Consider the following 21,106-nt stretch of genomic DNA (forward strand, 5'->3'; position numbering starts at 1 on the left):
GACGTGGCCCTTCAACTGTTCGACACCGCGACCAGGCAGGTGCGCGAGTTCCGACCCGCGCGCAGTGGAACGGCGTCCATCTACGTCTGTGGGGCCACCGTGCAGGGCGTTCCGCACATCGGGCACGTGCGTGGTGCGCTGAACTACGACGTGCTGCGCCGGTGGCTCGTCCACTCCGGACTCGACGTGCTCATGGTGCGCAACGTCACCGACATCGACGACAAGATCCTCGTCAAGGCCGCCGACGCCGGTCGCCCCTGGTGGGAGTGGGCGGCGACCCACGAACGCGCGTTCGAGGAGGCGTACGCGGCTCTCGGTTGCCTTCCTCCGTCGGCGACCCCCCGCGCCACCGGTCACATCACGCAGATGATCGAGCTGATCCAACGGCTCGTCGACTCCGGCCACGCCTACGCCGCCGAGGGCGACGTGTACTTTTCCGTGGCGTCGTTCGACGACTACGGGGCGCTGTCCGGGCAGCGGCTGGACGACGTGCAGCAGGGCGAGACCCAGGCCGAGGGCAAGCGCGACCACCGCGACTTCACGCTGTGGAAGGGCAGCAAACCCGGCGAACCGTCGTGGCCGACCCCCTGGGGTCCGGGCAGGCCCGGCTGGCACCTGGAGTGCTCGGCCATGGCCACGGCCTACCTCGGGTCGGAGTTCGACATCCACGGCGGTGGTGTGGATCTCGTCTTCCCCCACCACGAGAACGAGCGCGCGCAGTCACTCGCGGCGGGCGACGGTTTCGCACGGTACTGGCTGCACAACGCGTGGGTGACCATGTCGGGTGAGAAGATGTCGAAGTCGCTCGGCAACGTGGTGGCGATCCCGGAGATGCTGCGCCGGTGGCGTGCCGTGGAACTGCGGGCGTACCTGATCCAGCCGCACTACCGTTCCACCATCGAGTACTCGGACGCCGCGCTGTCGGAGTCAGCGCAGGGTTACCGCCGCATCGAGCAGTTCCTCCGGCGAGTGCGGACAGTGTCCGGTGAGGTCCGGGTGGGTCGCGTACCGGCCGAGTTCGCCGCCGCCCTCGACGACGACCTCGGCACTCCGCAGGCGTTCGCCGTGCTGCACAACACAGTGCGCGACGGCAACGCCGCACTCGACGCCTCCGACGACACCAAGGCGTTGGAGGTGGCCGAGTCCGTGCGCGCGATGGTGGACGTCCTCGGCATCGACCCGCTGTCCGAGCAGTGGGCCGAACGCGCCGGCACCGAGACCGAGGCGCTCACGAAGCTGGTCGACACCATGCTCGAAAGGCGGCAGCAGGCTCGCGCCGAGCGTGACTTCGCCACGGCCGACACCATCCGCGACCAGCTCACAGAAGCCGGAATCGCTGTGGAAGACACCCCCAATGGTCCTTCGTGGACAGTGAGAGACTGACGTATGGCTGGCAATTCGCGTCGCCGCGGAGCGGTGCGCAAGCAGGGCACGAAGAAGGGCTCCGTCGTCGGTTCCGGCGGAATCCGCCGTAGGGGCCTCGAAGGCAAGGGGCCGACCCCGAAGGCGGAGATGCGGCCGGGGCATCCGGCACAGCGTCGGGCCGCCGCCGCGGCGGCTCGGGCGGAGCACAAGCGCAACGCGGCCAAGAAGGCCGCGGAGGGCCCGGAGATCATCGCGGGCCGCAACCCCGTCGTGGAGGCGTTGCGTGCGGGTGTGCCCGCGACGGCGTTGTACGTGGCCCTGAACATCGACGCCGACGATCGCGTCACCGAGGCCGTGCGTGTGGCCGCCGACAAGGGCATCTCCATCCTGGAGGTGCCTCGCGACGAGCTCGACCGCAAGACCAACAAGGCCGTGCACCAGGGGCTCGGACTCCAGGTTCCGCCGTTCTCCTACGCGACCCCGGACCAGCTGCTGAAGGCGGCGCGCGAGTCCGGTGACCCGCCACTGCTGGTGGCCCTCGACGGGGTCACCGACCCGCGCAACCTCGGCGCCGTCATCCGCTCGGCCGCCGCGTTCGGGGCGCACGGTGTGCTGCTGCCGAGCAGGCGCAGCGCCGGAATGACCGCTGTGGCGTGGCGGACGAGTGCGGGCGCGGCGGCCCGGCTGCCGGTGGGCATGGCCACGAACCTGACGCGGCAACTCCGCGAGTGGGCGTCCGAGGGGCTGATGATCGCGGGCCTCGACGCGGACGGCTCGGTGGACATCGACTCGATGAACATCGACGTCGACCCGCTGGTCGTGGTGATCGGCTCGGAGGGCCGCGGCCTGTCGCGGCTGGTGCGGGAGACGTGCGACTACACGGTGTCCATCCCCATGGCAGCCGGTGTCGAGTCGCTCAACGCCTCCGTGGCGGGAGCGGTGCTGCTGGCGGAGGTCGCCCGCCGCCGCCGCGTAGCGGGCCGCGTGTAAGCCGTGAAGACGATCGGCATCCTGCTGTTCCACGACGTCGAGGAGCTCGACGCGGTGGGGCCGTGGGAGGTGCTGTCGCACTGGGCGAGGACGTACCCGGACGACGGCTACCGCGTGGTGACGTTCTCCCGTGACGGCGGTGAGGTGCGCTGCGCGAAAGGGCTGCGCATCGTGGCGGATCACTCGTACGACGACGTTCCGCCGCTCGACGTGCTGCTGTACCCGGGCGGGCGTGGCACCCGCCCGCAGCTGCACGACGAGCACCAGCTCGCGTGGGTGCGCAAGCAGCGCGAGACCGTGCCGCTGCTGACGAGTGTGTGCACGGGCTCGCTCGTCTACGCCGCGGCGGGACTGCTGCGCGGGCGGCGAGCGACGACCCACTGGCAGTCGCTGGACCTGCTCGCCGAACTCGACCCCACGATCGACGTGCGAAGGGACGAGCGGTTCGTCGACGACGGCGACGTCATCACGTCGGCGGGGGTGTCGGCGGGCATCGACATGGCACTGCACCTGCTCGCGCGGTTGGTGAACCCGGAACGGGCGCGCGAGGTGCGGAAGCACATCCAGTACGACCCCGAACCTCCGGTGTAGGCCCGGAGCCGTACGGCGACTGCGACCACGCGTGCACAACCTGCGGACACGCCGATGTGGTGACCAACCACCGGCGTGTCCGCACTTCTCGCACGCGTGTCCGCACTTGCCGTACACAGTGGCTCGGACCACTTGCCTGCCATGTCGCTCCGTCGGGGGATGGTCTCCGTTAAGGTCACGGTGCGCAAACGTGTCCGGGGGGCCCCTGAATGTCGTTCGTCTCGCCGCTGTTCCTGTGGTACTTCATGCCCGCGATCCTCGTCGCGGTGCTCGTACTGCCCAGGAACTGGCGCAACGGCATCGTCGCCGTCGGCAGCCTGGTCTTCTACGCCACGGGCGCGGGTGCCTTCACGCTGCTGTTGCTTGCCTGCATGGTGGTCAACTTCGCCGCGGGCCCGGCGCTGGAGCCGGACCCGTGGAACACACACCTCCAGGCTCGTCGTCGCTGGTTGCTCATCGGCGTCGTCGCCTTCGACCTGTCGATCCTTCTGGTGTGGAAGTACGCGGGCTTCGCTACCGAGCAGATCGCCTGGTTCGCACAGCTCTTCGGTGGCGACTTCCCCATCGCGGAGCTGGCACTGCCGATCGGCATCTCGTTCTTCACGTTCCACCACATCTCCTACGTGGTGGACATCTACCGGGGGGAACGGCCCGCGCTGCGCAACCCGGTGTCGTTCGGCACCTACATCTCGATGTTCCCGCAGCTCGCGGCAGGGCCCATCGTGCGGTACCACGAGATCGCCGACCAGCTCCCGCAACAGCGTTCGCACCGGCTGGACGACATCGCGGCGGGCTTCCCCCGCTTCGCGCTGGGGCTGTGCAAGAAAGCCGTGATCGCCGACTCGCTCGCGCCGATGGTGGACGCGTGCTTCTCGACGCCGCCTGAGGACATGACGTTCGCGATCGCGTGGCTCGGCGCGATCGGCTACACGTTGCAGCTCTACTTCGACTTCTCCGGTTACTCGGACATGGCCATCGGCCTCGGCCGGATGCTGGGCTTCCGGCTGCCCGAGAACTTCGCGCGCCCGTACTCGTCGGTGACCGTCACGGAGTTCTGGCGCCGCTGGCACATGTCGCTGTCCCGCTGGTTCCGCGACTACGTCTACATCCCGCTGGGCGGTAACCGGGGTGGCGCGGCGAAGACGTACCGCAACCTGTGGATCGTGTTCCTGCTGACGGGTTTCTGGCACGGCGCGGCGTGGACGTACGTGGTGTGGGGCCTATACCACGGTGTGCTGCTGGTGGCGGAGCGCGCGACGGGTTGGGACGCCTCGCCACGCACCACCGGGGCCCGGGTAGGACGGCGCGTGCTCACGCTCGTTCTGGTGGTCTTCGGGTGGGTGTTCTTCCGCGCACCCGATCTCGGCTACGCGTTCACGATGATCGGCGACATGCTCGTGCCCGACTTCACGGGGCTGAGCGACGTGGTGGAGGCGGCACTCACCAACCAGCGGCTCGTGCTGCTGCTCGCCGCGCTGGCGGTGTTCTTCCTGCCCGCGTACCCGGTGACGGGCCCACTTCTGGAGTCGGCGCGCACCAAGCCCGCCGCGACACTGCGGGTGGCGGTGATGACGGTGGGCGTGTTCTACGCCGCGGTCCTCGTCGCCACGGGCACGTTCAGCCCGTTCCTGTACTACCAGTTCTGAGTTACCGCGGTCGGCGCGGGGAGCAGGGGCCTCGGGGTGCTCGATCGGCGCCGACCGGAGGTCTACAGCAGACGTCGGAGCCCGTCGAGTACGGCGTGGAGCACGCTCAGCGCCGGCGGGGTCGTCTCGCGCAGCGCGGCGCGTGCCTCGGCGGCACGGAGGTCGTCGGCGGTCGGCCAGGCCGGTGGGAGGGGGTCGAGGCGCCAGAGCCGCATGGTCGGGCGGTCATCCACCACGGAGTCGAACACGGGCGTGGCGAGGTCATGCACGCGACACCTCCGTGACGAGCGAGGTGGATTGCTCGGCGTTGCCGACGGTGTCGACCGCGCACCAGTGCCGGTGGGTGGTGTCGTCGAGGCACCGGGCGATACAGCCGCCGCAGAAGCGTCCGTCGACGCTGGTGTGCGGCTGGTCGGGTCGCGCGACCGGCTCATTCGCGCACAGGGCGCACAACACGGTTTCCTGCGCCGCCGGAGTGACGAGGATGTGGCCGCCCAGCTCGGCGGCGCGGGCGAGCATGTCGTCGGCGAGCACGCGCAACGCCGCCCCGACCTCACGCAACCCGTCGGCCGGGAGTTCACCACCGTCCTGCGCGGCCATGAGCGCGAGCACGACCTCACCAAGACGCGCGTTCACCTGCCCGAGCTGCACCAGCAGTTCCCGGTCACGGGCGATCACCGTTCACCACCCCCGGCGCTCGGCGGCTTCGCGGCCGTGCTTTCCTGATCGTCCTCAGCCGTGGTCCTGGCCGGTTCCTGCCCCGTCCACATCGCACGGCCCCCGCCACGGCACGATCCGCTGTTCCAGCTCATGTGCGGACCGTATTCACTTCATCACAGCAGAGGTTTCCAAACAGGAAACCCAGCAGGTACCGTCGTCGACATGGACACGATCGGGGCAACGATCCGCCGCCTGCGACGTTGGCGCGGCCTGACACTGGAACAGGCGGCCGGGCTCGCCGGGATCAGCAAGGGCTACCTGTCGAAGATCGAGAACAGCCGGGTGGCCGTCGACCGGCGCAGCACACTCGTCGCGATCGCGGACGCGTTGCGGGTCAGCCTGGCCGACATCACCGGCGACGGACTGGAGATTCGCGACCCGGACGCCGACAGTACGGTGCCCGCGATCCGTACCGCCCTGCTCGACAGCGACCTCGACGACAGCCCGCCGCAGGGTGAGCTGTCGGCACTGCTCGCTGAGACACAGTTGGTCGCCGCGATGCGCCAGGCCAACCAGATGGCCGAGGTGGGCCGCCGCCTCCCACCACTGATCACCGCTCTGCACACGCATGCCCGGCAACCCGAGGGGCTCCGCGCGCTCGTCAGCGTGGCCCACACCACCTCACTGCTGCTGAAGGGGCTCGGAGCGCCTGATCTGGCGTGGATCGCGGCCGACCGCGGACACGAGGCCGCCGAGCGGCTCGGTGACCCGCACTGGATCGCACTCGCGGCGTTCGCGCGCACCCAGGCTCATTCCGGCCTCGGCGCGCACCGCCGAGCGGGCACCCTCGCCCGTGACGCGCTGGAGATCGTGCCCGGCGACGCGATCGACGTCCGTGGCGCACTCACCTTGACCACCGGTTTCATCGACTCCGTGGTGGGTGACGACCCGTCCGCCGCTCTCGACGAGGCCGAGGGGCTCGCCCGCCATGTCCAGGACGGCAACCGCCATCACCTGCTTTTCACCCCGGCCAACGTCGTTCTGTGGCGCATGGCGTCGGCGCTTGAGCAGGGCGACTACGCGGCGGCTGCCACGCTCGCGAAGTCGGTCCACCCGACCGACCTCGAAATCAACTCGCGCCGCACCACGTACTTCATCGATTACGCCCGCGCACTATGGGGGCTGCGGCGACCCGACGAAGAGGTCATTGCGCTGCTGGCCCAGGCCGAGAAGATCGGCCCGGTGAGGACCAGGAGCAACGCCTTCGTTCGAGAGATCGTGTCCACGATGGTGGAACGGGCACGGCGGCAGGCCGTCGCACGTGAGGCTCGGGGCTTGGCATCCCGCATGGGCTTGTTGAAGACAGCCTGACAGCACAGCAAGCGGCCCCGGACACCACACGGTGCCGGGGCTGGCGACGAGGACACCACGGCAACTGCGATCACGAGCGGGCAGTCCCTCCCTCGCCGGCGTCGTGCTCTCGCTCGTGCCCGCTTTCGGCACCGGCCCGCGAGGCTGGATTACCGTCTGGGTATGTCGCGCATCGACCCTGTGCCGGCCTACACCCTCCGGCAGCTCGCGGCGTTCGTCGCGGTGGCGGAGACCGGCACGATCAGCGCCGCGGCGGAGCGCGCTCACCTCTCGCCGTCGGCGCTCGCCGGGGCGGTGACCGATCTGGAGAAGGCACTGAAGGTGCAACTCACGGTGCGCCGCCGGGCTCGCGGCGTGCAACTCACGCCGACGGGCGAAGCCGTGCTCGCTCGCGCCAAGCTGTTGCTGGAGCAGGCGTCCGGACTCCAGACCGACGCCGCGGGCGTGGGTGGCGTGGTCACCGGGCCGATCGCGCTGGGCTGCTACCCGTCGCTCAGCCCGACGGTCCTGCCGTCGCTGCTGCACGCCTTCACCCAGCGGTACCCGAAGGTGACGGTGGAGCTTCACGAAGACACCCAGAACCGCCTCGGGACCCGCCTCGAAGAAGGCGAACTCGACCTCGCCATCGTCTACGACCTCGACCTGCCGCCGGAATGGCAGACAGCACGCCTGGCCACCCGCTCACCGGCGGTGTTGCTGCCGACCGATCACCCACTCGCCTCACTCGACGGGCCACTGCGGCTCGCCGACCTCGCCGACGAACCCATGGTGTTGCTCGACGCGCCTCCGAGTTCCCACCACGCGACGGAGGTGTGCAGGCTCGCCGGGTTCGCGCCGAGGGTGGCGTACCGGACACAGAACTTCGAGACGGCCAGGTCGTTCGTCGGTCGGGGACTCGGCTGGACCCTGCTGGTACAGCGTCCCGAGCACGACGTCACCTACGAGGGACTTGGTGTGGTGGTGCGCACCGACCTCACACCCCGGCCCGGCCCCGTCGACGTCGTTCTGGCGTGGCAACGGGGGGCCATGCTCAGCAAGGCGTCGCGCACCTTCGTCGAGTTCGCCTTCAGCTCCGCGAGCCGGGCGGAGTAGCAGCGGCTTCCCAGCGGCTACCTGCGCTTTCCCGCACTTCCACGGAAATTCCGACCAGACTGGCCGGAATATCCCGCTTTTCCCGTGCCCCTGCCTGCGGTGATGCTCCTCAACACCGAGCTGCACCCGTGTCACGGATCGGAAAGGCAACGTCGCCATGACGACAACCGACCTCGCCGCGAAGCCACCCACGATGTCGGCACGACAGGCTCGCCGCGCTGTCACGTCGAGTTTCGTCGGGACCGCCATCGAGTGGTACGACTTCTTCATCTACGGGACCGCCGCGGCGCTGGTGATCGGACCGCAGTTCTTCCCCGCCTCCTCCTCGCTGGCCTCCACGCTCGCGGCTTTCGCCACGTTCGCGGTCGGCTTCGTCGCACGACCGATCGGTGGCGTGGTGATGGGGCACTTCGGCGACCGCATCGGCCGCAAGTCGATGCTGGTGCTGTCGCTGACGATGATGGGCCTCGCCACCGTGGGCATCGGTCTGCTGCCGAACTACGACGCGATCGGTGTGCTCGCGCCGATCCTGCTGGTCGTGTTCCGGTTCGCGCAGGGCATCGGCGTCGGCGGCGAGTGGGGTGGCGCGGTGCTGATGGCGACGGAGAACGCTCCCCCTGGCAAGCGCGGCCTCTACGGTGCCGCGCCGCAGATCGGGGTGCCCGCGGGCGTGCTCGCCGCGAACCTGGTGTTCCTCCTCATCACCCAGGTCCTGGACGACGAGTCGTTCCAGTCGTGGGGCTGGCGTGTCCCGTTCCTGCTCAGCGCCGTTCTCGTGGGCATCGCCATGTGGATTCGCCTCGGCGTGCTGGAAAGCCCCGAGTTCAGGCAGGTCAAGCAGGAGGAGCGCGTCGCGAAGCTCCCGATCGTCGAGGTGCTCACCAAGAACCTGCGGTACGTGCTGCTGGCCGCCGGCACGTTCATCGCCACCAACGGCATCGCCTACGCGTTCATGGTCTACGTGCTGACCTACGGCACCGAGGAACTCGGCTTCGAACGGTCCACGATGCTGTGGTTGCTGATCGTGTCGTGTCCGGTGTGGATGGCGGGCATGGCGTTGGCCGCCGCGAAGTCCGACGTGCTCGGTCGCCGCCGGGTCTACACCTGGAGTTCGCTGGCGCTCCTCGTCGTCGCCGCGCTGTTCTTCCCGCTGATCGACACGGCGTCGCTGCCCGTCATGCTCGTCGCGATGGTGGTGATGGCGGCCGTGCTCGGCACCACCGCCGGTCCGCAGTCGGCGCTGTTCGCGGAGCTGTTCCCCGCCCACATCCGCTACAGCGGCGCCTCGCTGGGCTACCAGATCGGGGCCATTCTCGGCGGCGGGCTCGCGCCCTTCATCTCCACGTCACTGTTCGCGGCGTTCGGTACGTCGTGGGCGATCACCGGCTACTTCGTCGTCATCGCCGCAATCAGCCTCGGCTCGGTCCTGGCTCTGCCCGAGACCCGCCGCGTGTCCACGGAGGGGGAGCACTGACGATGTCCGCCTACTACCAACCTCGGAGGTATCCGGCTTCGGACTTCCCCTCCACGCCGGACGACGACACGGCGCTGCCGGTCGTCGTCGTGGGCGCGGGCCCGGTGGGCATGGCCGTGGCCCTCGGGCTGGCGAACCGCGGGGTGCCGGTGACGATCCTCGAAGCCGCCGACCGGGTCTCCTTCGGCAGCAGGGCCATCTGCGTCTCCCGGCACAGCCTCGAAGTGGCCGAGCGACTCGGGTTCGGCGCGGAGGTGGAGAGAATCGCGCTGCCGTGGCTCGGCGGGCGCAGCTTCTACCGCGACCGTGAGGTGCTGCGGTTCGAGATGCCACACAGCACCTCGGACGTGCGTGGGCCGATGGTCAACGTCTCGCAGTCGGAACTCGAACAGGTCATGGTCGACGCGCTGACCTCCAACCCACTGGTCACGTTGCACTGGGCGGCCGAGGTGTCCGGCGTCGAACAGGACGCCGAGCAGGTGCGGTTGACCGTCGACACCGCGTTCGGCTCCCGGCGACTGCGGGCACGGTGGGTCGTGGCGGCCGACGGCGCGCGCAGCAGGCTGCGCAAGCTGAGCGGGTTGCGCATGGAGGGCGACACGTACGAGGGACAGTACGTCATCGCCGACATCCACTGGCGGTCCGGCCTGCCGGCGGAGCGGCTGGTGTGGTTCGACGCGCCGAGCAACCCCGGCTCGACCATCATCATGCACCAGCAGCCGAACGACATCTGGCGCATCGACTACCAACTCGACGCCTCCGACGACCCCGAACTGGAGACCAGCGAGGAACGCATCCGCGACCGCATCAGCAGGCACCTGACGTGGTTGCGCAACGACGTTCCCTGGACGTTGGAGTGGCACGGCTACTACCGGGCCCGCGCGCTGGCGTTGCGGGACTTCCGGCACGGCCGGGTCCTCTTCGCGGGCGACGCCGCGCACCTGGTGCCGATCTTCGGCGTGCGGGGCCTCAACTCCGGCATGGAGGACGCCGAGACGCTCGCCTGGCAGCTCGCGGCGGTCGTGGGCGGCCACGGTGACGAGTCGCTGCTGCGCGCCTACTCCGCCGAGCGGCACGCGGCGTGGCGGCAGAACGTGGACAACGCGAGTAAGTCCACTTTGGTCATGTCGCCCGGTGGGCACGGCTTCCGCACCACGCGCGACGCGGTGCTCGCGTTGGCCACCGAACGTTCCGAGTTCTCACACCTGGTGAACCCGCGCCAGTCGAGCGCCACGCACGCACACGCGTCACCGCTGACATGGCCGGTGGAGCCGGACGTCACGGGTGCTCTGCCGGGCGACCCGCTGGAGGACCGCAAGGTACTGGTGAGGGCCGTCGGCGGGGTCGAGGAGTCGTCGTTGAACGCGGTCCGGGGAACCGGGTTCGCGTTCCTCGGGTTCGAGCTCGCGCCCTCCGACGCCGACGTCGTCGCGGCGAGTGCCGAGCAGCTCGCCGAGTCGCTACCCGCCGAGCAGGTCCGCGCCGTCGTGACGGCCGCACCCGGTTCGGCCGTCGAGCCGGGTGACGACCTCACCGTCGTCGAGGACCCGGACGCCGCACTCGCCCAGGCCCTGGGCGCCCGCGCCGGCGAGGTGTTCGTGGTGCGTCCGGACGGACTGATCCTGTGCCGCGTCACCGACCTGAGCGCGTTGTCCGACGTGGCCCGCCACCTCGTGTCCGGGACCGCGCCCACCGGCGGCATCGCACCGTCGCGTGTGGAGGGCGGGCTGCCGTCACCGGAGTCGAGGCGGGAACGCGTGTGGCTCGCCCTGTCACGCGCTCTGGACTCCGCCGCGGAGTCCGACCGGGAAGGCATGCTGACCCGGTTGGCGATGCTGCTGGGCGACAAGGTCGGCCACGAGGCGTTCGAGGAGCTGCTGGAGGCCGCCCAGCGCACGGCGAAGACCGCGCGGGAGTAAGGGCCGGACTCGGCCTGCCGGGAGTGCACCTCAACGGCAGCGTGGCAGGAGCATGCCACGGCCCTGCCGCGCTCGTGGTGGAAGTGCGAGCCTGAACCGTCCAGCGAGCATGGGCGGGGAGGCGGTGGACGTGGAAGCGACTACCCGGCGGACCGTCGTGGAGGTCTCGCCACGGTGGCGATCCTCGGTGTGACCGCCACCGTGGTCTGTCTCTACCCGTTAATCCACATGGAGATCCGATACCGGGTCCGGTTCGGTGACGCGGGCGACAGGTAACGGGAGCAGTTCGCCTCCGTACTTGGACATCACTGACCGCACACCGTTGGCCTGTGACGTGTACGACCCGAACCACGGCGGAGGCTTCCACGAGGGCAACGAGAAATTGGGCTTCCCCGGCTTCATCTCAGGACAGGACGCCGAGTTCCGGTCGCTGGCGAAGCAGCTCGGAGCCGACGGTTGGGTGAGGTGGAACAGCAACGACTTCGCTACCAAGTGGCCGACGTGAGAGCCGCCCTGCCCGAAGTCCGCCGAATCGATCACTTCGCCTGGTACGAAGGGGGCCCGGGTGTGGGTGGGTGCCGGGACGCTGCTCGGTTGTGCCCTGGCAGTGCGGTTCCTCAATGCGGAGAGTCCTGACCCTGACCCTGTGGCGGCATCCTGTTCACCCGTCGGCGTGAGTCGACCGCCACCACAAGCATCCTCCGCACGGCGAGGCCGGCCGAACGAGGCAGCAGGTCAATGCGTGGCCTCACCGATGTAGCGATCGACGCCCCGGCAGCGACAGGAAGTCAAGAAGCCAACCGCGCAAAATCCGCTCGAAGGGATTGGTATGGACACATCGGAGGCGTGGCTCCTTGCGAGAGGTTCGACCTGCGACTGCGTGACTTGCTACTACTGCGACCGCCACGTTGACGGCCATCACCACCAGCACGACCATTTCCCGATTCCCAAAATGGCGGGTGGGACTGCCGTGGTACCGGCGTGCCTTGAGTGCCACGACCTCAAGGACCGGTACACCCTCGCCCGTCGCTGGCCTGTCAGCGGGTACTTCGAAGCTCTGCGGGGTCTGATGGGAGAAGCTCTCATCTCTCTGGAGAAGCAGGATTCCGAAACGGCTGCCTTCGACTGGTTGGCAAGCCATCCATCGTTGAGCGACGAAGCTGTTCTCGCGCGTTGGAGCGATCTACCGCCACTGAGCAGAGTTCTCTACGGGAAACTACGCCGACTGCACGAGGAGGAGTTGTTCCGGCAGCGCAAGAACGGACTCGAACCATCCCACACCTCTGCACTGGTCGCGGCATTGCGCAGTACGTCGGCTGACCGTATCCGCCACAACGCTTCATGAATCACTTCAGCAGTTCCACCGGTGCTCCCTCCTGGGAGGTCTACCGATGGTCAAAGCACGAACGAAGAATCCCCCGGGGCCGCGCTGCGGGGATTGCGGCCCCTGTGTCGCCCTCCTACTCGCCTGCAGCGACACGCACCGATTCCGGGCCACTATGCCACCGCTTCTGTTGGTGAACGAGAGCGTTCCAGGCCAGGACGGGGCGTGTTGGGACTCACCCGTCAGCCTCGGCCAGCAACTCGGAGGGCACTCCGGTCCATGAGACATACAGGTACTCACGAGCGCGAGAACCAGCCACGTAGAGCAGTCCCCGTTCCCGCGCCCATGCGGCGTCACGATCCGGCTCCTCGAGATCCCGAACAAATCGCGGGGGAAGTTCGCGCCGAGAGGCGCCCACGATCGCGACCGCACGGTATTCGAGTCCTTTGGCGCGATGCATGGTCATCACCCGCACGACATCACCAAGAGCGTTCTCGTCCGTTCCTGCGCCTACCTCAGCGACGGGCACCCCGGCCATCGACAGGGTGTGTACCAGGTCAGCAACACCTCGATTCGCCCGCGAGACGACTGCCATCTGCGGCCAGGTCACTCCGACTTGGCGCCATGACCGGAGTTTGTCGGCCAACGCCGCCTGTTCCGCCGCCGAGCTGTTGAAGCCGCGTGCCTCCGGAGCGGGGCCCCCGAACTCCGAACGCGCGCCCGCCAGAGATTCGGCTTCGCCCTCAAGGTCATCCACGTCGTGTCCGTAGGCAACCTTCAGCGACCAACCAAGGATCTCCCGCGAGGTCCGGTAGTTCACGGTGAGCCGCCGGGAACGGCCCCTCGTTTCGATGCCGTACCGCGACAGGACGATCGGCTTGCCGTAGATCCGCTGGTGTGCGTCACCCACGATGAACAGGTCGTCCCTGTCATGAGGCACCAACGCCCGGATGAGTCTCCAGTGGGCCGGATGCAGGTCCTGCGCTTCGTCCACGACGGCGTGGCGGTATCGAGGAAGGGCGCTGCGCCGAACACCACTGTCGAGCCCAGGGTCGTCGTGCGGATTCAGTTGTGCGGCGATGGTCGCGGCCCGGGCTGCGACCTGCGTGAAGGTGATCAAGTTCTGGGCGTTGAGGAGTTGGGTGAACCGTTCGAACACCGTCCACAGATCCACCCGTTGAAGCCGGGAGATGCGCCTGCCTCTTCCGCTGCGGGACGCGGTGAGGTATTCGGCTCGTTCCTCGATTCCTTGGGCGAGTACCACTTCGTTCCACTCGCTCTGCAGGAAGGAGATGTCCCACTTGTCGGAAGCCGCCGCCCGGGCGGTCTCCCATGCCTGCAGCACGCTCGGGTCATCGTCCCTCCGCGGTGTCGGCCTGGTTCCGTCCCCGGTGCGGAGGATGCGCTGGGCAAGGGAGTCGATGTTGACGACGTCGACCCGGCGCAGCAGCTCCGGTCCCGCCAGTTCGGTGAGCTGGGCTTCGATGTTCTGCGCCAGGTTGCGGGTGAAGGTCGTGAACAACACCTTCGCGTCACTGCCCTCCCTGTCGAGGCGTTGTGCGAGGTGCCGAGCCCGGTGGATGGCGGTCACGGTCTTGCCCGTGCCTGCTCCCCCGGTCACGCGGTAGGGCCCCTTCCAGCCGTCACGGTAGGCGAGCCTGCGCTGCAACGGGTGCAGCCAGATCCGCCAGGCCTTGAGGTCCGCGTCGAGCGCCGCACGCAGTTCCTCCGGGCTGCCGTCCGTGAGGACGAGCCTGGACTGGGGCCGGTCGAGCGCCCCCAGCAGGTCGCCGGTGTCGATGTCCGGTTCGACCTCGGCGATGAGGTCGACCCACACTTCCTCCACACCGCGACCGGCGGCGAGGTCCAGGACCGCGTTCCCCTGCACTCCCGGCAGTTCCTCGGCGACCGTGAGGAGCTGGTCCTCGTCGGTGATGGCCACCAGGCGTTCGGCGATGTCGTTGTCGATACCGAAGCGCCGGAGGTCACGTGCCCGGACACCGTTGAGGACAGGACTACGTCGAGGTTGCGTGCTCGACACCGAGCTGGCCCGGGTGATCGCCTCGCCGAGGGCCGCGGCGTCCACCACGTCGAGGGCGCCGGTCACCTCGTTCACCCCGAAACGCAGCTTGGCCGCGTAGGTGTAGGCATCGTCGTGCGGCTTCACCGCCACGAGCACGTATCCCCCGGCCCGGGGAAGTTCGATGAGAACCGCGCGCCAGAAATCGGTCACCCGCGCTGTCTTGATTCGCGGATCGGTGACGCCTTCGGGGGTTTTGAGATCGAGCCCGGTCAGGTCGGGTCTCTCCTGCAGTTTGACCACGAAGTCGAGGACTCGGTTCTTCACCGACCCGTCCAGTGCGGAGTAGCTCTTGCCGAACAGGTCCGACACCACCACGCGAGTACTCATCAGACCTGCTTCCCGAACGCCGCCGCGATCTTGCGCACCAGATCCTCCTCGTCGTCGCCTTCATCGAGCAGCCAGGACTGCCAGCCATGACGGCGTAGCCATTCGTCTCTCTCGTCACAGACGTCGATGACAGTCGCGAACTTCCGCTCGGGCCAGCAGTATTCCACCGGCCACAGGTGGGCCCGAGGATCACCGACCTCACCACCGGGCTCGGGATCCGGGATGTCCAGCTCGGCCAGCCGCCTTCCGACCCGAGCGAGCCGGTCGTGGGTGAATTCGATGACGAGTTCCCAGCGGGGAGACACGACATCCACGGTCGCTTTCTCCGTGGCCGGTGGCTGAGCCAGGGGCAGTGACCGGCCGGCGAAGACGTCGAGTGAGCGCCAGGTCCAGCACTCCGCCATCCGCATCGGCATGGCATGTGCGTGTCTGGGAAGGGGAAGGAACTGGAGCACGTTCGACCACCTGAGCCAGTCCCGCCACTGCTGTTCGTGGGACCGGCCGCCCACCTCGCTGGGCCGGTCGTCCAGCACGGTCACCGCCCCGACGGTGTCGGTTCCGGCTCCTTGCGAGCTGCCGACGACCGCGATGGGAAGCCCCGAGGTACCAGCACAGGAGGCGAGCACGATCGGACCACCACGTCCGTCGGGTCTCCCGTCCCGGGCCCAGTCCAGCAATGTCCGAGGCAGGCTCTCCGGGGCCACCTGCGTCGGCGGATGCCTGCGGTGGTTCTCCGAAGCCATGAGAGCGATACAGGTCTGTACCGCCGTCTGTTCCCATACCGGCTCGGCAGGGTCGCGAAGGTACTCCAGCAGAGCCCGCATCGGGTTTCCCCAGAGCAACGAGGCACGTCTGTCGCCGACTGCGGCTCGGGCGACGTTGACGACCTTGCTGTCGACCAGGGTCGGTAGGTCGCTGTCGTAGCCGTCGAGCATCCGTGCGAAGTCGTCGACGTCCTGGAAGGTCAGGGACCACACGCGGTACCCCTCGTCGCGCAGGGCGGCCCGCTTGGCGGCGTCGTCCGAGGTGCGGTCGTTCTCGACCGAGGCGTGGTAAGCCCGCCCGTCGAGGTAGACCGCGACGGGTGAGTCCTGGGCATCCTGCCGCGTGAACAGGAAGTCGGGTTCCGTCGTAACCCCGCCTGCCGTGACCCGGACCAGGGGACGCACGGTCCAACGGCGCGGCTCCTGGTCCGGGTTGAGCAGGCGGATGTCGAGTTCTTCGCCTCTCTGGCCTGTCGAACCCGTCCAGGACTGCCCCTCGCCCCGGCTCACCGCGCCTTTGAGCACCTCACGGAACCGGAGTTCCAGCTCGGAAAGCTGGAGGGAGGAGATGTCGATGTCGGCGACGGTCGGGATGTCCTCCACGGACCAGTTGCCGAGGAGATCGGCGAGCAGCTCCAGGGCCACGCGCCGATTGGCGTGCTCCACCTCGCCCGGCTCGGCCACACCGAGCAGGCAGCGGTGACAGGCGGCGCGACCTTCGAACTGGCATTGGCAGGCGCTGAGCACGTCGTGGGCCTGCCGCAGGATGCGGTGCATCCGCTCGGGATCCCCGAAGCGGTCGAGGTAGCCGGTGCCGCCGGGGACCGTGTCGTGCAGTACCAGGAACTGCCTGACCCGCCGGTGTTCGTCGGGCATGCGGGCGGTGACGATGTCGAGGTGCTGGGGCGCACCACCGAAGTCCCGGTGCAGCCCGAGAAGGAGAGCAGTCTTCAACGAGGTGAGCCGAAGGTTGACGTGGAAGGTGGACACGGGAAGCAGCAGCCGCACGGCCTGGGTGGTGATCTCGTGCGAGAGCAGGAGATCCACCCAGCGTGGTGGGGTTCCCCGCCGTGTCGAACACCATCCGCGATGCCGCACCTTGTCCTCGGCTCCCTGCCGGACGACCCCGCAGTACGCGCAACTCGGGAACCGCGGTGCCGACGTGTGAGTCCCGGCGACGGAGGTGTCGGGTCCGGGGCGGTCGGCACGGCCGAGGTTGACCGTGCGAACGGTCGCCCTGCGGACGTACTCGGCGCCGAAGGCGTGGCCCCTGAGCCGCCACGCGCGCTGGATCTGCTCGGAATCCACGTCCACACCGGTGACCGTGGTGAACCGGGTCCGGGTCCGGTCCTCGCTCTCGTCCTCGATCAACGCCTCGTCACGGCGGTGGACAGCGGAGACCTTCCGTAGTTCGAGTACCTTGTGCACGGCACCGGCGTCGGCGACCCCGGTCCCCCGGCAGCGGGGACACGAGCCGGGTGCTGGCTCGACGGTCTCGGTTCCCCAGCCACAGTCCGGGCACAACCGCATGTGCCGCCAATGCGGCCTGCCGGACGGACCGAGCTCCAGAGCATCGATCTCCACCCGGTATCCCTGGGCGTAGAACACCGCGCCCGGCGCGAACTCCGTGAGGGCGGTACGGCTGCCACGCCCGTAGCTGTGTTCGCTGGTGTGGAGCTTCCTGTCGCCCTCGTCGTCGGTGGTCCACCACAACGAGACGTCGAGTTCGGTGTGGTCGTCGCGCAGGTTGTAGCTCGGGAGCAGGGACAGCTCACCGAGTCCTGTCAGAGCGTTGCGGTTCCACGTGTCACGCAGCATCTGGTTGAGTGCTCTGGACTCGCCGGACCAGCGGCGGCGGTCCTCGGCCTGGGTGTCGTCCAGGTGCCCCTGCGCGTCGAGGTCGGCGATCGCCTGAGCCAGCTCGCCCAGCCGGTGTTTCAGTTCGCTGCGCTGCTCGGCCCACCGGGAGACCGCGCGGGCGAGCCTGTCGCGCAGACCCTTCGCGGCGAAGGCGCGCACCGCCTTGTGGACGTCCTCGTCCACGGCGTCGCCGTAGAGTGCGAGGAACTGCCCTGCCAGGGAGTCGGCTTCCGGGATCACCGTGTCGACGAACTGCCGCAGCCAGCTTCCCTCCGCCAGTCCGTTGTCGAGCAGCGCGCCGAGCAGGCGGGGCATCTCGCGGTCGAGCCGGATGTCCCCCGACGCGACCCTGTCGAGGCAGTAAGCCAGGTACTGCCTGCACAGCAACTCGGTGGCCGACAGGTACGCGGCGGGCGGCACGACCTCGCCGTCGATGAGGTGTTTCGGCTCCGACAGGTAATACAGCTCCCGAGGATTGCTCGGCACTGTCGCGAGCACCAGCGCGTTGCCGGTGGACCGGCCTGCCCGCCCGACGCGTTGGAGATAGTTCGCGGGGGTGGGCGGCAGGGAGGCGAGCCCGACGGTCGACAGGTCACCGATGTCGATACCCAGCTCCAACGTCGGCGTGCACGTGAGCACGTTCGGGTCGGTCGGTGAGGAACCGCTGGAGAACCGGCGTTCGACCGCGAGGCGGGTGTCGTCGTCCAGCAGCGCCGTGTGCTCGTGGCTGACGAGGTGCCGCAGGCGCCCGGAACGGTAGAGCCTGCGGTAGAAGTTGTCGTCCCGCACGCGGTGGGGTTCCAGCCGTCCGGTGCAACGCATCCGGGGACACGGCGCGGACGTCCAGTGGTCGGCCCGCCCTGGCGCGACAGGCTGGATGTGGTGGCATTTCGGGCACCTCAAGTGCGCACGTTCCAGCTCGTGGTCGCCCAGCGGGAGCAGGACGATCCGGGCGGGGTCGAGCCCGAACACCGCGGCGTCCGACTGGGACGTGCGGCGCAGCAACGGCGGGGCCTCCCCCTCGGCCAGCAGCCGGACAACCGGTTCGACGAGGGCGCGGGCCTCGGCCCTGCCGACGCCGAGGCACCGTTCCGTCCAGTCGACCAGCCACGACTCGCCGCGCGGGCGGAGGCTGTCGAACTCTCCCCTGCCCGACGTGCTGTAGAAGACGGGGGCGGGCCGCCCACGGGGGAACTTCTGCATCCCCGCGGGGCTCCCGCCCCAGATCGGCCACCGGTTGCCGTCGCGCTGCACATACGTGTCGAGCCACCGGTGCGCGATGCCGCCGCGCCTGCGCAGCCGGTCGAGCAGGCCCAGCAGCAAGACCTCGTACGCCGCCCGGTCGGGCAGGGTCATGCCGCGTTCGGGCAGGTTCTCGTGGACGTCGCGGGCGAGTGCCGCGTACCGGTCGAGGTCCACGTCGTAGTCGACCCCGAGCGCGCCAGTGAGTTCCAGCGTCCGGCCGAGCCGCGAGCGTAGTCCGACTTCGAGGTGCGCCTGGAAGGCCAACCGGGTTCCGAGTAGTCGCCGCCTGCGCCCGCCACTGTCGTGATCGAGCCATTCGCCTTCGAAGCCGAGCCTGCGCGCGAAGTCCGGCGGGGCGATGGCGTAGAGATCCGGGATGGGACTCGCAGCTAGGGAGGCGGTCACGTCCTGCAGGCTGCGCGGCTCTCCGCCGACGGCGCGCAGCAGCGCTGAGCGCAGGTTGAACTGGAACGCCCTGCCCTCGATGAAGGCCGCACGGTGCGCGGCGTCCTGGACCGAGTCGGTGAAGACGAGGGTCTTCTTCTCCCCGTCGCTGACGAGGTTGGAGCCGAACAACTGGGTGAGCGCCACGCTGACCAGGGTCGCCACCGACGAACCGAGGAACCGGATGGCATCGTCGGAGTCACAGGACGGGCACCGTTGCGCGGCTGCGGCGTCCCCGTCGGGGGTCACGAGCACGGGCAGCCCCGGCTCGCCGTCGCGGCAGTACCCGAGTGTCTCGAGATCGATGCGCCGGGCACCGGGCTCGTCGTCGCGGGCGAGCAGGAGCGTGCGCAGCTTCCGACGTTCGGTCACGCTCGTGCGCCACACCTTCTCAGGGGAGCCTTCCAGCTCCTCCCCGAGTTCGGTGGCCACCGTCTGCCATCCCGACCGGCCGCACACGCGGCAGTAGGCGGCGGGCAGGTAGCGCACGTCGTGGTCGGTGGGCCCGTCGTGCCACCAGCCGAACTGCGGTTCTGGCTTGACGGCGCGCAGCATCCGCGTGAGTTCGCGGATCCAGAGCTGAACTTCGAGATTGACCAGCGGCCGGGTGCGGCCTCGGCCCCCGTCGAGCCGGGCCGCGGACAGCAGCGCCAGGAAACGCAGGAGTGCGTTCTCGACTCCTTCCGGGTCCTGCTGTCTGGCGACGCCCCACTGCAGGACGCCCGAGTTGGTGACCGCGTCCACGGCTTCGGGCAGTGTCAGCGGCTCGCCCGCGAGCGCCTGCACCACGGCCCGGGTGAGGAAGCTGCGGCTGAGCCGTCTCCCGAGCGCGAGCCGGTCGGGGATGGCTCCCCCGAGGAACACATGGGCAAGGGCCTGCCAGGAGTCGGGGCGGGTCGCGTCGGGTTGGGGAAGCAGGTTGACCGACATCACGTCGGGGATGGGCAGGCTGAAGTCGACGTCCGGCACCACGTCGGCGGCGTCCAGGCGGTTCTCGGTGATGACGGCGTCCGGCTCGAACGGCGTGCCGAAGACGGTCTCGGCGAAGTTCCGCAATTCGTCCGAGCGGGTGGCGCCACCGAGAGTGGCGGAGGTGGCGACGGGGGTGATCCGGCCGAGCGGGCGGCCGGGTTCGGCGACCCTGAGTGTCGCGCCGAGGCGACGCAGCAGCATGGCGACGTCGGTGCCCTGCGCGCCGTCGTAGGTGTGGAACTCGTCGAGAACCAGGTAGCGCAGGCTCGTGGCCGACTGCTCCCACAGTGGCGCGTCCGCCGGTCGCAGCAGCAACAGGTCGAGCATCTTGTAGTTGGTCAGCAGGATGTCCGGAGGGTCCTCCCGCAGCGCCCTCCGGCTGTCCACGAGGTGCTCACGGGACGGCTGTGTGTGCTTGCCCTCCCCGCCGATGTACACGCCCGCGGTGACGTCCTTGAGCCGGGGATCGTCGTGCAGCAGCTCCGCGATGCGGCGGGCCTGGTCGCTGACGAGCGCGTTCATCGGGTACAGCAGGAGCGCCTTGATCCCCTTCTCACCGCGGGCCCGTGCGCGCACGGCGTGGTCGAGCACCGGGTAGAGGAACGATTCGGTCTTGCCCGAGCCCGTGCCCGTGGTAACGATGGTCGGTTCGGCGGCGCCCTCGCGCGTGGAAAGGCGCTCGAACGCCTTCGCCTGGTGCTGGTAGGGCGTGAACCCCTCCGGCAACCAGTCCAGCGGGGAGCGCCATCTGCGGCTCACCGGATGAAAGGGGGTCCGCACCCGCAGGTACGGGCCGCGGAAGATACCGGTGTCCGGGGCCATGAGGAACGATTCCAACGCCGCGCGGGCGTCGTCGTCGGCCAGGGCGAAGGTGGTGGACAGGTACTCCGTGACCGCGTGTTTGGTCTCCTCCTCCAGCAACGACGGGTACATCGGCACTTCCTTCCGGGCCTGGCCGTGTGATCACTCTGCGTGGTAC

The 21,106-nt window shown here is 69.0% G+C and carries 14 protein-coding genes; 10 read left to right on the forward strand and 4 right to left on the reverse strand.

Going from position 1 to position 21,106, the window contains the following annotated elements; genetic code table 11:
* The first annotated feature begins 3 nt into the window (after positions 1–3).
* The 4 genes from cysS (at position 4) to SACCYDRAFT_RS22605 (ending at position 4,592) form a co-directional block, all read left to right on the forward strand.
* Positions 4–1,383, forward strand: coding sequence for a cysteine--tRNA ligase (gene cysS / locus SACCYDRAFT_RS22590; protein WP_005459733.1), 1,380 nt, complete (start codon positions 4–6; stop codon positions 1,381–1,383).
* A 3-nt stretch (positions 1,384–1,386) separates the two neighbouring features.
* Positions 1,387–2,355: a 23S rRNA (guanosine(2251)-2'-O)-methyltransferase RlmB gene (gene rlmB, locus SACCYDRAFT_RS22595; protein ID WP_005459734.1), complete on the forward strand. Its 969-nt coding sequence runs from the start codon at positions 1,387–1,389 to the stop codon at positions 2,353–2,355.
* A 3-nt stretch (positions 2,356–2,358) separates the two neighbouring features.
* A complete protein-coding gene (locus tag SACCYDRAFT_RS22600) occupies positions 2,359–2,946 on the forward strand; it encodes a DJ-1/PfpI family protein (RefSeq protein WP_005459735.1) in 588 nt (195 codons plus the stop codon).
* Positions 2,947–3,155: 209 nt separating this feature from the next.
* Positions 3,156–4,592, forward strand: a complete 1,437-nt coding sequence (locus SACCYDRAFT_RS22605) for an MBOAT family O-acyltransferase (protein ID WP_005459736.1) — start codon at positions 3,156–3,158, stop codon at positions 4,590–4,592.
* A gap of 62 nt (positions 4,593–4,654) precedes the next feature.
* Here the strand turns inward: SACCYDRAFT_RS22605 and SACCYDRAFT_RS22610 are convergent, their stop codons facing one another.
* Both SACCYDRAFT_RS22610 and SACCYDRAFT_RS22615 read right to left on the reverse strand, forming a co-directional pair.
* Entirely contained in the window at positions 4,655–4,861 is a 207-nt protein-coding gene (locus SACCYDRAFT_RS22610; protein ID WP_005459737.1) for a hypothetical protein, read from the reverse strand.
* Positions 4,854–5,270 carry an RING finger protein gene (locus tag SACCYDRAFT_RS22615; RefSeq protein ID WP_005459738.1) on the reverse strand — a complete coding sequence of 139 codons (417 nt, stop codon included), beginning with the start codon at positions 5,268–5,270 and terminating at the stop codon, positions 4,854–4,856. The genes SACCYDRAFT_RS22610 and SACCYDRAFT_RS22615 overlap by 8 nt, the downstream gene beginning before the upstream one ends.
* Before the next feature lie 204 nt (positions 5,271–5,474).
* Between SACCYDRAFT_RS22615 and SACCYDRAFT_RS22620 the strand changes: the two genes are divergently transcribed.
* The 6 genes from SACCYDRAFT_RS22620 (at position 5,475) to SACCYDRAFT_RS26515 (ending at position 12,453) form a co-directional block, all read left to right on the forward strand.
* Positions 5,475–6,623, forward strand: coding sequence for a helix-turn-helix domain-containing protein (locus tag SACCYDRAFT_RS22620; RefSeq protein WP_005459739.1), 1,149 nt, complete (start codon positions 5,475–5,477; stop codon positions 6,621–6,623).
* A 162-nt stretch (positions 6,624–6,785) separates the two neighbouring features.
* The gene (locus SACCYDRAFT_RS22625) at positions 6,786–7,715 is read left to right on the forward strand and encodes a LysR substrate-binding domain-containing protein (RefSeq protein WP_005459740.1); all 930 of its coding nucleotides are present in this window, start codon (positions 6,786–6,788) and stop codon (positions 7,713–7,715) included.
* Between the two features lie 157 nt (positions 7,716–7,872).
* Positions 7,873–9,189: an MFS transporter gene (locus SACCYDRAFT_RS22630; protein ID WP_005459741.1), complete on the forward strand. Its 1,317-nt coding sequence runs from the start codon at positions 7,873–7,875 to the stop codon at positions 9,187–9,189.
* Between the two features lie 2 nt (positions 9,190–9,191).
* Entirely contained in the window at positions 9,192–11,108 is a 1,917-nt protein-coding gene (locus tag SACCYDRAFT_RS22635; protein WP_005459742.1) for an FAD-dependent monooxygenase, read from the forward strand.
* 298 nt (positions 11,109–11,406) lie between these two features.
* Positions 11,407–11,613, forward strand: coding sequence for a hypothetical protein (locus tag SACCYDRAFT_RS26510; protein ID WP_157606552.1), 207 nt, complete (start codon positions 11,407–11,409; stop codon positions 11,611–11,613).
* 375 nt (positions 11,614–11,988) lie between these two features.
* Positions 11,989–12,453 carry an HNH endonuclease gene (locus tag SACCYDRAFT_RS26515; protein ID WP_198284956.1) on the forward strand — a complete coding sequence of 155 codons (465 nt, stop codon included), beginning with the start codon at positions 11,989–11,991 and terminating at the stop codon, positions 12,451–12,453.
* 214 nt (positions 12,454–12,667) lie between these two features.
* Here the strand turns inward: SACCYDRAFT_RS26515 and SACCYDRAFT_RS22640 are convergent, their stop codons facing one another.
* Together SACCYDRAFT_RS22640 and SACCYDRAFT_RS22645 are read right to left on the reverse strand one after the other, a co-directional pair.
* Positions 12,668–14,842, reverse strand: coding sequence for a UvrD-helicase domain-containing protein (locus tag SACCYDRAFT_RS22640; protein WP_005459747.1), 2,175 nt, complete (start codon positions 14,840–14,842; stop codon positions 12,668–12,670).
* Positions 14,842–21,060 (reverse strand): DEAD/DEAH box helicase, encoded by a 6,219-nt coding sequence (locus SACCYDRAFT_RS22645; protein ID WP_005459748.1) that lies wholly within the window; start codon positions 21,058–21,060, stop codon positions 14,842–14,844. Before SACCYDRAFT_RS22645 ends, SACCYDRAFT_RS22640 begins: the two co-directional genes overlap by 1 nt.
* Positions 21,061–21,106: the final 46 nt, after the last annotated feature.

Source organism: Saccharomonospora cyanea NA-134 (genome assembly GCF_000244975.1).
GTDB lineage: Bacteria > Actinomycetota > Actinomycetes > Mycobacteriales > Pseudonocardiaceae > Saccharomonospora > Saccharomonospora cyanea.

Coding starts and splice junctions, on each gene's coding strand:
- rlmB (WP_005459734.1), top strand. CDS start 1,387: ATGGCTGGCAATTCGCGTCGCCGCGGAGCGGTGCGCAAGCAGGGCACG.
- SACCYDRAFT_RS22605 (WP_005459736.1), top strand. CDS start 3,156: ATGTCGTTCGTCTCGCCGCTGTTCCTGTGGTACTTCATGCCCGCGATC.
- SACCYDRAFT_RS22620 (WP_005459739.1), top strand. CDS start 5,475: ATGGACACGATCGGGGCAACGATCCGCCGCCTGCGACGTTGGCGCGGC.
- SACCYDRAFT_RS22625 (WP_005459740.1), top strand. CDS start 6,786: ATGTCGCGCATCGACCCTGTGCCGGCCTACACCCTCCGGCAGCTCGCG.
- SACCYDRAFT_RS22630 (WP_005459741.1), top strand. CDS start 7,873: ATGACGACAACCGACCTCGCCGCGAAGCCACCCACGATGTCGGCACGA.
- SACCYDRAFT_RS22635 (WP_005459742.1), top strand. CDS start 9,192: ATGTCCGCCTACTACCAACCTCGGAGGTATCCGGCTTCGGACTTCCCC.
- SACCYDRAFT_RS22640 (WP_005459747.1), bottom strand. CDS start 14,842: ATGAGTACTCGCGTGGTGGTGTCGGACCTGTTCGGCAAGAGCTACTCC.
- SACCYDRAFT_RS22645 (WP_005459748.1), bottom strand. CDS start 21,060: ATGTACCCGTCGTTGCTGGAGGAGGAGACCAAACACGCGGTCACGGAG.